General features: G+C 68.1%; 14 protein-coding genes. 8 read left to right on the top strand and 6 right to left on the bottom strand.

Annotation, left to right across the window (positions count from 1 at the left end):
• Positions 1–8 precede the first annotated feature (8 nt).
• Positions 9–545 carry a hypothetical protein gene (locus tag ABT304_RS04470; RefSeq protein ID WP_350713516.1) on the bottom strand — a complete coding sequence of 179 codons (537 nt, stop codon included), beginning with the start codon at positions 543–545 and terminating at the stop codon, positions 9–11.
• A gap of 28 nt (positions 546–573) precedes the next feature.
• The gene (locus ABT304_RS04465; protein WP_350713515.1) at positions 574–1,755 is read right to left on the bottom strand and encodes a hypothetical protein; all 1,182 of its coding nucleotides are present in this window, start codon (positions 1,753–1,755) and stop codon (positions 574–576) included.
• 369 nt (positions 1,756–2,124) lie between these two features.
• Between ABT304_RS04465 and ABT304_RS04460 the strand changes: the two genes are divergently transcribed.
• Both ABT304_RS04460 and ABT304_RS04455 read left to right on the top strand, forming a co-directional pair.
• The gene (locus tag ABT304_RS04460; protein WP_350713514.1) at positions 2,125–3,582 is read left to right on the top strand and encodes an alkaline phosphatase PhoX; all 1,458 of its coding nucleotides are present in this window, start codon (positions 2,125–2,127) and stop codon (positions 3,580–3,582) included.
• 211 nt (positions 3,583–3,793) lie between these two features.
• Positions 3,794–5,245: an MFS transporter gene (locus ABT304_RS04455; RefSeq protein WP_350713513.1), complete on the top strand. Its 1,452-nt coding sequence runs from the start codon at positions 3,794–3,796 to the stop codon at positions 5,243–5,245.
• A 98-nt stretch (positions 5,246–5,343) separates the two neighbouring features.
• Here the strand turns inward: ABT304_RS04455 and trpS are convergent, their stop codons facing one another.
• Positions 5,344–6,297, bottom strand: coding sequence for a tryptophan--tRNA ligase (gene trpS / locus ABT304_RS04450; RefSeq protein WP_350713512.1), 954 nt, complete (start codon positions 6,295–6,297; stop codon positions 5,344–5,346).
• A gap of 184 nt (positions 6,298–6,481) precedes the next feature.
• On the opposite strand from trpS, the gene ABT304_RS04445 reads away from it, so the two are divergent.
• The 5 genes from ABT304_RS04445 to ABT304_RS04425 all read left to right on the top strand — a co-directional run bounded on the left by ABT304_RS04445 (position 6,482) and on the right by ABT304_RS04425 (position 10,369).
• Positions 6,482–7,687, top strand: a complete 1,206-nt coding sequence (locus tag ABT304_RS04445) for an acetoin utilization protein AcuC (RefSeq protein WP_350713511.1) — start codon at positions 6,482–6,484, stop codon at positions 7,685–7,687.
• A gap of 208 nt (positions 7,688–7,895) precedes the next feature.
• A complete protein-coding gene (locus ABT304_RS04440; RefSeq protein ID WP_008356311.1) occupies positions 7,896–8,099 on the top strand; it encodes a helix-turn-helix domain-containing protein in 204 nt (67 codons plus the stop codon).
• A 185-nt stretch (positions 8,100–8,284) separates the two neighbouring features.
• Positions 8,285–8,386 (top strand): 30S ribosomal protein bS22, encoded by a 102-nt coding sequence (locus ABT304_RS04435; protein ID WP_008356322.1) that lies wholly within the window; start codon positions 8,285–8,287, stop codon positions 8,384–8,386.
• Between the two features lie 14 nt (positions 8,387–8,400).
• Positions 8,401–9,420 (top strand): NAD-dependent epimerase/dehydratase family protein, encoded by a 1,020-nt coding sequence (locus ABT304_RS04430; RefSeq protein ID WP_350713510.1) that lies wholly within the window; start codon positions 8,401–8,403, stop codon positions 9,418–9,420.
• Positions 9,413–10,369, top strand: a complete 957-nt coding sequence (locus ABT304_RS04425) for a lysophospholipid acyltransferase family protein (protein ID WP_350713509.1) — start codon at positions 9,413–9,415, stop codon at positions 10,367–10,369. The genes ABT304_RS04430 and ABT304_RS04425 overlap by 8 nt, the downstream gene beginning before the upstream one ends.
• A gap of 99 nt (positions 10,370–10,468) precedes the next feature.
• Here the strand turns inward: ABT304_RS04425 and ABT304_RS04420 are convergent, their stop codons facing one another.
• The 3 genes from ABT304_RS04420 to ABT304_RS04410 all read right to left on the bottom strand — a co-directional run bounded on the left by ABT304_RS04420 (position 10,469) and on the right by ABT304_RS04410 (position 13,642).
• Positions 10,469–11,659 carry a DUF5667 domain-containing protein gene (locus ABT304_RS04420; RefSeq protein WP_350713508.1) on the bottom strand — a complete coding sequence of 397 codons (1,191 nt, stop codon included), beginning with the start codon at positions 11,657–11,659 and terminating at the stop codon, positions 10,469–10,471.
• A 142-nt stretch (positions 11,660–11,801) separates the two neighbouring features.
• Positions 11,802–12,584 (bottom strand): sigma-70 family RNA polymerase sigma factor, encoded by a 783-nt coding sequence (locus ABT304_RS04415; RefSeq protein ID WP_350665890.1) that lies wholly within the window; start codon positions 12,582–12,584, stop codon positions 11,802–11,804.
• Positions 12,585–12,742: 158 nt separating this feature from the next.
• Entirely contained in the window at positions 12,743–13,642 is a 900-nt protein-coding gene (locus ABT304_RS04410; protein WP_350713507.1) for an HAD family hydrolase, read from the bottom strand.
• 57 nt (positions 13,643–13,699) lie between these two features.
• Between ABT304_RS04410 and ABT304_RS04405 the strand changes: the two genes are divergently transcribed.
• Positions 13,700–13,939, top strand: a complete 240-nt coding sequence (locus ABT304_RS04405; RefSeq protein WP_160025742.1) for a glutaredoxin family protein — start codon at positions 13,700–13,702, stop codon at positions 13,937–13,939.
• Positions 13,940–14,021: the final 82 nt, after the last annotated feature.

The following is a 14,021-nucleotide window of genomic DNA, read 5'->3' as shown; positions in this document are numbered from 1 at the left end:
TGTTTCTCCTAACCCGCGCCCTCCGGCGCGAAGTCCTCAGTGGTGTATTGGAAAACCTCGAGGCGTGCCTGGCCGTAGGCCAGGCCGCCGTCCCAGAACGGGCGTCGTGGCGTACCTGCAGGGAAGAGGTTCGGATCAGCGCACGTCAGCTGCTTGCCGACGGCACGAGCGGCGCGTTGGGCGGGTGTGGCCTCAGGCGCTCCGCCGAAGATCAGCACTAGCGCGGCACGTTGACCGCGCATCTTGACGGCTGCTTTGCGTACTGCTGCGCACACGTGTCGCGCTTCTGCTCTGGCGGACTCACCGCCGGAGACCAGGTCGGCGGCGTTGAACCGGATCGTGATCTTCGCTGGCACGGTCTCCATCCCGACGATCTTCGGCTCCGGTGATTGAGTCGGCTCCAAGGTGGGCTCTGGCGGTTCCTCCGGGACTGCGCTCGCCAGTCCTACGACGAACAGCACGAGCAGCAGGTCCGCGAAGACCCATCCTGCGATTGACTCGCCGGAGAGGATCCTGCTCCGCCGAGAGACCTGGCGTCGACGCATGCTGGTCAGACCGCCCATGCCGGGGCAGTCATCGTGCCACCAGATTCAGCTCGAGCTGATGCAGCATCCGTTCAGCGGCGTCACGAGCAGCTGAGAGCTCGCTGACCTGAGCCTGCATTGCACTGTCGTGACCGGCCAGCATGCCGTCGAGGCTTCGGATGGCCTTCTGAACATCGTCCAGAGCAGCAGAGATACCGGCGCTTGCAGTGGCGTGTCCGGAGGAGAGGTCGTGGAGCTCCTGGCCCAGAGTGTCGGTCCTGTCCGCGACCTTGCTGACTTCCGTGGACAGGCCGTCGAGCGCCTTTTGCGTGACGTGCCCGAGGCTGCCGACGTGGCCACCGACAGTGGCGCCGAGGTCCGCCAGAGACTTCGCCGTGCCGCTCTGAAGATCCTCGGAGTGGGTTACGACGGCAGCTCGCAGCTCCGTGAGCATGTCCTTCAGGTCAGTTTGCATCGTCTGCGTTGCGAGCACCGCTGCTGAAAGATCGGATGCGGCAGTCGTGGCGGAGGTGAGCAGCGGCGGGATCGTCCGCCCGAGCTGGTCCGCAGCCTTCTTCAGCTCTGCGGTGCCGATCCGCGTGTTCTCGTGTGCTTCTCGCAACTGGCGAACGGACCTTTTCACCAACGACTCGATGTGGTCGGCACTGTCGACGCGCCGCTCGTTGAGAAGACGCTGGGCGGCGGTCAGCGCGGACTGGAGCGCAGCCTCGAGTCGAGCGAGCTCGTCGTCGTGCCGGGCATCGTCACGCTCAGCGACCATCCGGTGCGCCGCCACGAGCAGGATCGCAAGGATGACCAGGGACACCGACACGATCGCCATGGGGAAGAGCTGGTGAGCACCACTCAGCTCTCCGTCGAACCCGACCGTCCACAGTGCCAGGAACGTACGCCCACGCTCGGTGCCGTTCGTAAGCAGCGTGTCGTAAGCGTTCGTCGCTGCAGACAGGCTCCACCATGTCCAGGCGACGGGAAAGAACACCGATGCTCCGGCAAGCAGCCCCAGAATCGTTCCCAGCCAGGCCTGGTGCCGTGGCATCAGGATCGATCCGCCGGAGAACGATCTGACCAGATCGACGCCGACCCAGCTGTCTTCCTCATCATCGGTGAGCGAGTCCGCCAGCGAACGCAGGTCATCTGAACGCGGAGCGTAGAGCGGGTTCTCGGCAAACTCTAGGAGTCTGGTTGCGACGTCCGTACGAGTGTCCTTCACTCAGGTCCTTTCCAGAGACAAATCGGCCGAAGACGCCGAAAAGACATATGCCGGAGCCGCCGGCACATGCGTCCGGGGTGCAGCCGATCGGTTCGCGTCGCGGCCGCACATCGGGAGTGGGCCGGAGCGATCGCTCCCGGATACGCCTCGTGGGCAACTCCGTCCCATCGCGTCAGATGCTGCGGGTTCGAGTCGCGGACGCCCAGATGAAGCGGTAGGACGCCATCAATCTTCGGTACGCGGGTACGTTTCACGCCGCCGTCGCCTGAGGTTCATCTCGCGCGGGCGCGCAGGTGTTGCGGAGTGGCTTGGGTAGAGGGCTGAGACCTGTCTCGGGATCCCCTACCACGCTCCGAGGAGTACCAACCCATGTCCGCAACTCGACGCTCCCTGCTCACCGGAGGAGCCGCGGCCGGGGTCGGCCTGGCCGTCGCCGGTGCCGTTCCCGCTCTTGCCGAGGCGAAGCCGGCGCGGCCCGGCGCCCCGGGACGCAAGCGCGCCCGCGAGCCGTTCCCGCCGCTCGTGGACGACCCCAAGGGGATCCTCGCGCTGGCCGAGGGGTTCACGTACGCCATCGTCACCTCCGCCGGCGAGACGACCCTGAAGACGGGCGAGAAGACGCCGTCCAACCACGACGGGATGATGGTGCTCGGCGGCAGGCGTGGGCGTTACACGCTGATCCAGAACCACGAGATCGAGCCCGGGGAGGGCATCCCGGTGCCGCTCGTCGAGGGCACCGTCTACGACCCGGGCGCGCCGTCGGGCGGCTGCACCGTGATCACCACCGACGCGGGCGGCGCCAACTTCGGTGAGTTCGTCGCGATCTCCGGCACCTCCACCAACTGTGCCGGCGGCCCGACGCCGTGGGGGACCTGGCTGACCTGCGAGGAGACCGTCAACGACGCCGGCGAGGAGTGGGAGGGCGAGGACGGCACCACGGGCGTCTACGAGAAGGACCACGGCTACGTCTTCGAGGTCTGGGCCGACGGCTCGGCCGACCCCCGCCCGATCAAGGCCTTCGGCCGCTACGACCACGAGGCCCTCGCGATCGACAGGACCCGCACGAAGGTCTTTCTCTCCGAGGACGCCGACGAGCCCAACGGGCTCTTCTACCGCTGGACCGCCCCGGCCGGGGTGAGGCTCGGCCCGGGCGTGCTCACCGAGCTGGCCGACGACGCCGGCACGCTCGCCGCGATGCAGATCATCCTTCCCGACGGCTCGGTGCTGCCCGACGTGGCCTACCTGACCTCCGCGCAGATGGGTCAGCCCTTCCCGGTGAAGTGGAAGACCGTGCCTGAGCGTGACGCCCAGGAGACGCCGTGCCGCGAGCAGTTCGCCGACGGTGAGGTCACCCGCGGCCGCAAGTTCGAGGGCGTGTGGGGCACCGACGAGGGCGTCTACGTGGTCAACTCCTACGCGTGGGAGGAAGGCGACATGCCCGCCGATGCGTCGCCGCACGACGGCATGGTCTGGTTCTACGACTACGCGGCGGAGACCATCCAGCTGGTGACGTACTTCCCGCACCAGACGCAGTCCGAGGACGACGCCCCGGCACCGAAGTACGGCGACCTCACCTTCGACGGCCCCGACAACGTCACCGTCACCCCCTGGGGTTCGCTGGTGCTCGCCGAGGACGGCTCCGGCGCCTCGCACGTGCTCGGCGCGTTCCCGGGCGGCCCGGCGTACGCCATCGCCCGCAACGACCTCAACGACTCCGAGTTCTGCGGGCCGTGCTTCTCGCCCGACGGCAAGGTCCTCTTCGTCAACATGCAGGACCCCGGCTACACCCTGGCCATCACCGGCCCCTGGGAGCGCTATCTCGGCTGATTCCCTGGCGGATCGGCGGATTGGCGACAAGACGTACGTGGCGGGCGGCTCGGGCCGCCCGCCACGTACTTTCTCAGCAGTGAGGTCGTGAGCACTGTGAGGTCGTGAGAGGAAGTTGACGGGCTTGCGCGCGAGGGTTGGCTCCGGTTGAAACGTGGGCTGGCGATGGTGAGTGGCATCTCGCCGACTGCCCGCATCTGAGGAGCCCACCATGAGCCGCCGTTACTGGATCGACGACTGGCGTCCGGAGGACGCCACCTTCTGGGAGGAAACCGGGGCCAAGACCGCCCGCCGCAACCTGATCTGGTCGATCTTCGCCGAGCACCTCGGCTTCTCGGTCTGGCTGATCTGGTCGGTCTCCTCGGCGTTCCTGGTCGCCCAGGGCTTCGAGTTCACCCCGAGCCAGCTGTTCTTCCTGATCGCCATCCCGAACCTGGTCGGCTCGCTGCTGCGGGTGCCCTACACCCTCGCGGTGCCGAAGTTCGGCGGCCGCAACTGGACGATGATGTCGGCCGCGCTGCTGCTCGTGCCGACCCTCGGCTTCGCGTACGCCGTCACCCAGCCGTCCACCCCCTACTGGGTCTTCTGCGTCATCGCCGCCACCGCTGGTCTCGGCGGCGGAAACTTCGCCTCCTCGATGGCGAACATCAACTTCTTCTACCCCTCCGACAAGAAGGGCGCCGCGCTCGGCCTCAACGCCGCCGGCGGCAACCTCGGCGTCGCACTCATCCAGTTCCTGCTGCCGGTCATCGTCGGTGGTGCCGGCATCTTCGGGCTGATCAAGGCCTCCGACGGCGGCATCCACCTCGAGCGGGCCGCATTCGTCTACGCGGCGCTGGCCGTCATCGCGATCCTCGCCGCCTTCTTCTTCATGGACAACATCACCGATGCCAAGTCCTCCACGAAGGAGCAGCTCTCGGTCGTGAAGTCGAAGCAGACCTGGATCATGTCGTTCCTCTACATCGGCACCTTCGGGTCCTTCATCGGCTACTCCGCCGCGATGCCGCTGCTGATCAAGCTCAACTTCTGGGTCCCCGAGCCTGCCCCGCTCGGCACCGGCATCTACTTCGCCTACTTCGCCTTCCTCGGCGCCCTGATCGGCTCCGCGACCCGCCCGCTGGGCGGCTGGCTGGCCGACCGCTGGGGCGGTGCGAAGGTCACCCTCGGCGCGTTCAGCGGGATGGTCGTCTTCACCCTCGGCGTGCTGTGGACGCTCATGCAGCTCACCCCGAACCCGGACGCGACCCCCGCGATCGCGTTCGACAACCAGTCCTGGTTCCCGGTCTTCCTGGGCTTCTTCATGCTCGTCTTCGCCTCGACCGGCATCGGCAACGGGTCGACGTACAAGATGATCCCGTCGATCTTCCGTCGTGAGGCCGAGCTGGCCACCACGCCGGGCACCGCCGAGCGGGAGGCCGCACTCATCGGCGCGACCAAGAAGTCCTCTGCCGCGGTCGGCATCATCGGCGCCGTCGGCGCGGTCGGCGGCTTCCTCATCCCGATCGCCTTCAACAGCCCGTGGGTCGACAACCCCCTCGACGCCACCAAGTCGGCGTTCATCGCCTTCACGGTCTTCTACGCCATCTGCGCCCTGGTCACCTTCACCGTCTACCTGCGACCGCAGAGCGCGCGGGTGGGTGAGCTGGCCGACGTACGCATCTGAGCGTCGCGCCCCCTGTAACACGTCGTTCGGAGTACTTCTCGCCCGTTCAGATAGGGCGAGTAGTACTCCGAACAGCGTGTTACAGGGGTCAGGCGCCTTCAGGCCAGACCGATCGCCGCCTCCGCCGCGGCCAGGACCGGGGCGGTCGCCTCGCGGCAGCGCTCCGCTCCGGCGGCGTACACCTGCGTCACGTACGCCCGGTCGGCGGCGAGCTCGTGATAGCGCTTCTGGATCGGCTCGAGCTCGGCGACGACCGCGTCGGTGACCGCGGCCTTCAGGCCGCCGTAGCTCGACAACCCCGAGACCGAGCCGCCGCAGGCCTCGAGGATGTCGATCAGGTTGGTGACGCCCGGCCGCTCCTCGTCACGGGAGACGTCTCCGGCGGAGTCGGTGACCGCACGGGCCACCTTGCGACGTACGACATCGGCATCGTCCAGCAGGAAGATCGAGCCCGGGTGCGCGTCGCCGGACGACTTCGACATCTTGCGGGTCGGCTCCGCCAGATCCATGATCCGGGCCCCGGCCTCGGGATGCACCGCCTGGGGCACCGAGAAGACCCGGCCGTACGTCGTGTTGAACCGGATCGCGATGTCCCGGGCGAGCTCGACGTGCTGGCGCTGGTCGTCGCCGACGGGCACCTCGGTCGCCCCGTAGAGCAGGATGTCCGCCGCCATCAGCACCGGATAGGTGAACAGCGAGGCGCGCACGGAGGCCCCGACGCGGCGGGACTTCTCCTTGAACTGGATCATCCGGCCCAGCTCACCGGTGTGCGCGACGCACTCGAGCAGATAGCTGAGCGACCTGTGCGCTGGGACGTGGGACTGGATGAACAACGTGGCCGGTTCGAGCCCGGACGCCATCAGGAGGAGAGCCATCTCCTCCGTCCGCGTACGCAGCACCGACGGTTCGTGCGGCAGCGTCAGCGCGTGCAGGTCGGAGAGCCCGTAGAAGGCGTCCGAGTCGGCCGTGGCCGCCATCGGCCGCAGCGCACCGAGCAGGTTGCCGATGGTGAGTCGGCCGGAGGGTGTGATGAGAGAGAGTCGCCTGGTCATGGTGGACCTTTCGGAGTGGTGAGGCCCACGGGTCAGCGACGATCAACGAGAAAGGCCGCCCGTGGGCGGCCTGATGTGAGTGCTCAACAATCGGGTGGACCGCCTAGGAGGCGGACCACCACTGGGTGGAACGAATGCTGAACACCTCTCCAGTGTCGCACACGTCACGGATACCGTGTGGCCCATGACGACTCCGCCGACCACGTGGCCGACCTCGTGCCAGGGGCACTCGACGGTCGTCTTCGACGAGAGTCTGGCCGACTACGACTTCGGCCCGACCCACCCGATGGCGCCGATCCGGGTCGACCTGACGATGCGTCTGGCCGACGAGCTCGGCGTACTCGACCATCTGAAGGTCGTCGAGGCGCCGATGGGCACCCCCGAGCAGCTGCTCACCATCCACGACGAGAGCTACATCGAGGCGGTCATCAAGGCCGGCCGGAGCGGTGAGTCGGACCTCGCCCATGGTCTCGGCACCGAGGACGACCCGGTCTTCGCGCACATCCACGACGCCAGCGCCCACATCGTCGGCGCGAGCATCGAGGCCTGCCGCCAGGTCTACTCCGGCGAGAGCCTGCACAGCGCCAACATCATGGGCGGCCTCCACCACGCGATGCGCGGGCGGGCCGCCGGGTTCTGCATCTACAACGACGTCGCCGCCGGCATCCAGTGGCTTCTCGACCAAGGCGTGAAGAGGGTCGCCTACGTCGACGTGGACGTGCACCACGGGGATGGCGTCGAGCGGGCCTTCTGGAACGACCCGCGCGTCCTGACGATCTCCCTCCACGAGACCGGCCAGCTGCTCTTCCCCGGGACCGGCTTCGCCGAGGAGGTCGGCGGACCCGAGGCCGAGGGGAGCGCGGTCAACGTCGCGCTGCCGCCCGGCACCGCCGACCACGGCTGGCTGCGTGCCTTCCATGCCGTCGTGCCCGAGCTGATCCGGGAGTTCCAGCCGGAGATCCTGGTGACCCAGCAGGGCTGCGACTCGCACACCGACGACCCCCTCGCCGACCTCGCGCTCAGCGTGGACGGCCAGCGGGCGGCGTACGTCGCGCTCCACGAGCTCGCCCACGAGGTGTGCGGCGGCAAGTGGGTGGCGTTCGGTGGCGGCGGTTATGCGGTCGTAGACGTCGTGCCACGCGCATGGACGCACCTTCTTGCGCTAGTCTCGGGGCATCCCTTGGAGCCGACGCTCGACGTGCCAGGTGGCTGGCGTGAGCACGTGCAGACGCGCCTGGGGAGGGTCGCACCGTTGCGCATGACGGACGGGCGTGAACCGGCCTACCGCGACTGGGGGAGCGGATATGACCCCGGTACGTGGCTGGACCGGCAGGTCCACGCGACTCGCACAGCGGTGTTCCCGCTGCACGGGCTCGACCCGATGCCGTAGTCGGTCGGATAGTTTCGGGACGGTCTAGAAACGGCAGTTCGTCGCGCCCAAATGCAACTCGACACGCCGGTGGTATGTGAGATTCTCAGGGGTGTCCCCTTCCCCATCAGTCACATCAGGCCCTATTCTCACTTTGGGATCGCGTTTTGGACCGGCGGTGGGGAAGCCGCCGGCGTCGCGATCACTCGAGAGAGAACGGTGGAAGCAGATGGTTACTCCTTCTGGAGACATCTCTGACAGCAAGTTCCTGACCGTTGCCGAGGTTGCGTCGATGATGCGCGTATCCAAGATGACGGTCTACCGGTTGGTTCATTCGGGCGAGCTGCCTGCGGTGCGTGTCGGTCGTTCCTTCCGGGTTCGGGAGGACGACGCGAACGAATACCTCAAGAGCTCGTTCTACAACGCGGGCTAGTTGTCGGACCCCGCGCCCGGGCACGATGGGCGCGGGGGCAACACCGGTCCCATCGGGTCACCGATTCTCTCTGGGTGCCCTGGCTTCGTTAGTCTTACCCCCTAGGTCTGTTTGCCGCGCGCTGCGGTGAGTGGCCGCGTCGGCACCGGGCCGGCATTCTCTGCAACGATCGTGAAGGGTTCCCCGTGGGTTCTGTCATCAAGAAGCGTCGCAAGCGCATGGCGAAGAAGAAGCACCGCAAGCTGCTCAAGAAGACTCGCGTCCAGCGCCGCAAGCTCGGCAAGTGACGTTCGTGGCGTAGGTGGCGGAACGCACTGGGCCCGGTCGGGTCCTCCTGGTCACCGGGGTCTCGCGTGACCTCGGTCGCCGTTTCGCGCGCGCTGCCGCCCGCCACCCGAACGTCGAGCGGGTGATCGGCGTCGATGTCGCACCGCCTCGCGGTGACATCGGCAAGGTCGGATTCGTCCGAGCCGACATCCGCAACCCGGTGATCGCCAAGGTGATCGCCAAGGAGGAGGTCGACACCGTCGTCCACCTCAGCGTCATCGCGACCCCCGGCACCACCGGGGGTCGTTCGACGATGAAGGAGCTCAACGTCATCGGGACGATGCAGCTCCTCGCGGCCTGTCAGACCGCGCCGTCCCTGCGTCAGGTAGTGGTGAAGTCCACGACCCAGGTCTACGGGGCGAGCAGCCGCGACCCGGCGATGTTCACCGAGTCGATGGAGCCGAGGCGCACCCCGTCCTCCGGCTATGCCCGCGACGTGGCCGACATCGAGTCCTACGTACGCGGCTTCGCCCGGCGTCGCCCGGACATCGCGGTCACGGTGCTGCGCTGTGCCAACGTCCTCGGGCCGAGCGTGGTCAGCCCGATCGCGTCCCACTTCCGGCGTGCGATCGTGCCCAACGTGCTCGGCTTCGACCCGCGCCTTCAGTTCCTCCACGAGCAGGACCTCTACGGCGTCCTCGAGCATGCCGTACGCACCGGGGTGCCCGGGACGTTCAACGTCGCCGGTGACGGCGTACTGACCCATTCGCAGGTCGCGCGCCGGCTGCAGCGGGTCACGGTGCCGATCCCCGAGCCTCTGTTCGGCCTGGCGCGGTTCGGAGGCGGAGAGTATCCCGCGGAGCTGAAGGCACTGCTGACCTACGGTCGCGGCGTCGACACCACCCGGATGCGGTCCATGCTCGGCTTCGAACCTCGATACACCACCGAGGAGACGGTCGTAGACTTCGCAGACAGTGTGATGCCGTCCGCGAACCGCGCCGACCGTGCGCTGGCCGCCTTGGAGAGCCGACTGACAGGAGCGCCCGGTGACTGAGTCCGCCGCCCGGAGCTACACCGGCACCACGGCCCGCGAGCGCCACCCGCTGCGGGCGATCCCGGCGGCCGACTGGGCCGCGGCTCTGGAGAGCGCCGCCAAGGAGGTCTTCGGCACCGAGTGGGAGGAGCAGCTCGCTCGGTTCATCGTGTTCCTGCGCCGCCGGATCTCCGGCGAATACTCCGTCGACGAATACGGCTTCGACCGCGAGCTCACCCAACGCTTCATGCTGGCCGTGCTGCGGCCGATCAAGGAGAAGTGGTTCCGGGTCGAGGTGCGCGGCATCGAGAACATTCCGACCGACGGCGGCGCCCTGATCGTCTCCAACCACTCGGGCACCATCCCGATGGACGGCCTGATGACGATGGTCTCGATCCACGACGCGCTCGGTCGCAACCTGCGCCCGCTCGGGGCCGACCTGGTCTTCCGGATGCCGATCGTCGGCAACATCGCCCGCAAGGCGGGCGCGACGCTGGCGTGCAGCGAGGACGCCGAGCGGATGCTGCGCAACGGCGAGCTGGTCGGCGTGTGGCCCGAGGGCTTCAAGGGCATCGGCAAGCCCTACAGCGAGCGCTACAAGCTCCAGCGTTTCGGCCGCGGCGGATTCGTCTCCTCCGCGCTGCGCACCGGCGTCCCGATCGTTCCGCTCTCCGTCGTCGGCGCCGAGGAGATCTACCCGCTGGTCGGCAACATCCCGGCCCTCGCCAAGGTCATCGGAGTGCCCTACCTGCCGATCACGCCGTTCTTCCCTCTCCTCGGGCCGCTGGGTCTCATCCCGCTCCCGTCGAAGTGGCTGATCGAGTTCGGCGAGCCGATCCGCACCGATGCGTACGACGCCTCGGAGGCCGACGACCCGATGCTGGTCTTCAACGTCACCGACCAGGTGCGCGAGACGATCCAGCAGACTCTCTACCGCCTGCTGGGCGAGCGCGCCTCCGTCTTCGGCTGATCCCGAGAGGTCACCCCCGCCGGCCGAGAAGTCAGCTGCGCCGGCCGAGATGGCACGCCTGTGCCAACTCGACCGGCGCCGGTGACGCCTCGGCTCGGGTTAGGGGGTGAGGAGGCCGGTGGCGCCAGCGAGCACGTCGCCGACCAGGCCGGTGACGCCGGTGACCAGACCGGTGACAGGGTCCGTCACGGTGCCGGGGTCGGTGTCGGGTTCCTCGGAGGGATCGCCGTCGGAGGGCGTGGTGGGGGTCGGCAGGATGCTGCCGTCCTCCTCCGGCTCCTCGGAGGGCTTCTCCGGGTCGTCCTTCTCGCCCTTGGGGTCGGTCACCGAGCCGGGACCGATCTTGTCGGGGTCGATGGAGGGCAGGTCTAGGGCGTTGTCGTCCTGGGTGAGTGGCGGCAGCGCCTCGGCCTCGACGACGGTGTCGGCCGGAAGCAGCCCGTCGATGTCGGAGGTGAGGCTGGAGACCAGCGTCGCGGGAAGCTCGGTGATGCCACCCTCGCAGGTGGGGCAGAGCTGGGCGGCGGCCTGGTCGATCAGCACGAGAGTCTGAGCTGCATCGGAGACGGCCGGCTCGGCCCGCTCGGGCACCTTCGGGCTCAGCTCGGCGAGCTCCTCGACACCATCGGCCGCGAACGTACGCAGCTGGGCGAGCGAGTCGTTGTCCTGGGACTTCTCGAAGTCGCTGATCAGCAGGTCGGAGCCGTGCGCAGCCTGACGCGAGAAGGTCTCGAGCGTCGTGGTGACCCGCTCGGAGTCCGTCATCGGCGCGTCGGTGACCAGCGACTTGGCCTCGCGCAGGCGAGTGCCGGCGTCCTCGAGGATCCGGATGCCACGGGCCTGGGTGCTGACGGTGAAGCCGGCGGAGACGTTCTCCACGGCACGCTTGACCGGGTAGAGCGAGTCGCCGGGCAGAGCCGTCTGGGACGCGGCCGCGGCACCTGCGGTGCCACCGACGATCGCCATCGCGGCGAAGGCGACGGCGAGCTTGCGCTGCCGGCGCGGCCTGCGCACGGGGCCGACGGTGAGCTTGCGCTCGACCGTCTTCTCGGTGCGCGGCGCGGGCACGAGCTCGGTGTCGGCGGCCGCCATGAGGCGCTCGCGCAGGGAGACGGAGAAGTCGCGACTGGGGACGGCGGAGTCGCTGAGAGTGGAGAGCGACGAAGCGAAGGCGGCCAGATCACGAAGCTCGTCGGCAGACTGCGAGGCACGCCGATCCGTCGCGGCAGCAGCCGCGACCATTCGGTCGAACTCGTCGGCACGCTTTCGCGCCGGGAATGCCGGGCTCATCGGGGGGTTCCTACTCGGTGTCGGCTGTCAGGGATTCGTCGAAACAGCTGCGCACAAGGCGCTGCCATGTCGGACAACGAGTCGCCCCGGCCGCGGGTTACGGCAACCGGTCGAGCATTCAAGGTGGTGCGGAACACAGTCATCAGCGGATCCCGTCAGGCATCTGCTTGGCGAGATTGCGGATCCCGCGCAGCTGGAGCTGTTTCACGGCTCCGTCGCTGCGCCCGAGGATAGCCGCTGTCTCGGCGATTGACAGCCCTTGGAGGAAACGCATGATGATGCAGTCGCGCTGTTCGTCGGGCAGTTTGGAGAGAGCCCCGAGCAGCATCTCGTTGGTGATCCCGGCCATCACGATCTTCTCCGGCCCGTCCGAGGACGAGTCGTGCTGACCCATGTCCTCGGTGGTCATCTCCAGGCGCGTACGTCCCGCCTTGAAGTGGTCGGTGGCCAGGTTGCGCGCGATGGTCATCAGCCAGGCGCCGAAGTCCTTGCCCTGCCAGCGGAAGCCGGTCATCGAGCGGAGCGCCCGGAAGAACGTCTCCGAGGTCAGGTCCTCGGCGACCTGGGTGGAGCGGGTCCGGTAGAAGAGGAAGCGGTAGACCGCGCCGTGGTAGTGGTCGTAGAGGAGGCCGAACGCCTCCTTGTCACCCTTGCGGGCGAGCTCGACGAGCGCGATCAGCCGGGTGCGGTCGGCCTCGCTCTCCTCCGAGGAGGTGGCGAGCTCGGCGTCGTCGTCAGGCTCGTTGTCGGAGCGGGGCTTGGACTCGTGGGTGCCGCCCGAGCCGCGACGCTCGGGCTCGGCGAGCGGACCGGATGCACCGGCGACGCCGGCGTAGGCGGGTTCGTAGCCCTCGTTCATCAAGAGCTCGACCGCAGCGCGCAGCGCATCCAAGCGACGATGGACGTCATTGGCGCGGCGCGACATGTGGGTCCCTCCCGAAGACTCCCCCTGAGCGAGCCCAACCTTACGGGTTAGGGCATCCCGATGTCAGGTCCCGAGCCGAAGTTGCCTCGGCGTGTGTTGGCAATTTCCTGACAGAGCGGCGAATACCCGGCACTGCATACAGGTCGCCAACGGCGCGATCAGTCCCGCCGTCCGCGGAGCGCGATCGCCACCGCGATCGCCCCGGTGGCCGCCCCGCTCAGCGCCGCGGTCACCACGCCGGCCCGGGCGGCCTTGCGCCCGGTGCGGTAGTCACGGATCGGCCAGCCCTTCACGCGCGCGTGGGCGCGCAGGCGCGCATCCGGGTTGATCGCGCACGGATGCCCGACCAGCGAGAGCATCGGCAGGTCGTTGTAGGAGTCCGAGTAGGCGGCACAGCGAGAAAGGTCGAGGCCCTCGCGCGCGGCGATCGCCTTGACCGCCTCGGCCTTGGCCGGCCCGTGGAGCATCTCGCCGACCAGCTCACCGGTGTAGACGCCGTCCTCGGTGGCCGCCACCGTCCCGAGCGCGCCGGTGAGCCCGAGCCGCCGGGCGATGACCCGCGCGGCCTCGACGGGTGCCGCGGTGACCAGCCACACACGCTGCCCCTGGTCGATATGGGTCTGCGCGAGGGCCCTGGTGCCGGGCCAGATCCGGTGGGCCATGCCCTCGTCGAAGATCTCCTCCATCAGGCTCTCGACCTCCTCGGCGCGATGGCCGCGGATGAACGAGAGCGCCGACGACCGCGCCGACTCCATGTGGGCCGGGTCCTCGACCCCGGCCACGCGGAAATAGGCCTGCTTGTACGCGGCCGAGGCGATGTCCCGCGTACGGAAGAACTTGCGCCGGTGCAGGCCGCGGGCCAGATGGAAGATCGTCGCGCCCTGCATGATCGTGTTGTCCACGTCGAAGAAGGCTGCCGCCGTCGGGTCTCCGGTCGCCGGATAGAGCCAGGCCTCGATCTCCGCGGCCGCGGCCGATGCCTCGCCGGCGAGAGCCGAGCGGCGTTTGAGGTCTTTTCGCCGAAGCTCGGCACGGCGGCGGTCGCTGGCGCTGCTCATTGCGCCAACAGTAGTGGTCCGGACGCCGGTAGGGGACCCAGGTGTCAAGATGGTCGGATGGAACCGCGTGTGACCTTTTACTCCCGTCAGGGCTGCCATCTGTGCGACGAGGCTCGGCTGGTCCTCGAGAAGGTCGTCGGGGACGACTACACCGAGGTCGACATCGACGCCGACGAGGAACTGCGCGAGCGATTCACGAACGAGGTGCCCGTGACGTACGTCGACGGGAAGCAGCACGACTTCTGGCGTGTCTCCGAGGACCGGCTGAGGGCAGCGCTGGCGCGCTCCCCAGAATAACTGTCGATCGGCCCATTACCGCGAACAACCCCCCTCTGCCAACTCCGCAAACACGTGTGCTAGCCGACGCTCTGCGAGTTTG

The sequence above is a fragment of the Nocardioides sp. NPDC000445 genome (assembly GCF_040300245.1).
In the GTDB taxonomy this organism is placed as follows: Bacteria; Actinomycetota; Actinomycetes; order Propionibacteriales; family Nocardioidaceae; genus Nocardioides.
This window is presented reverse-complemented; position numbering and strand designations above follow the sequence as displayed.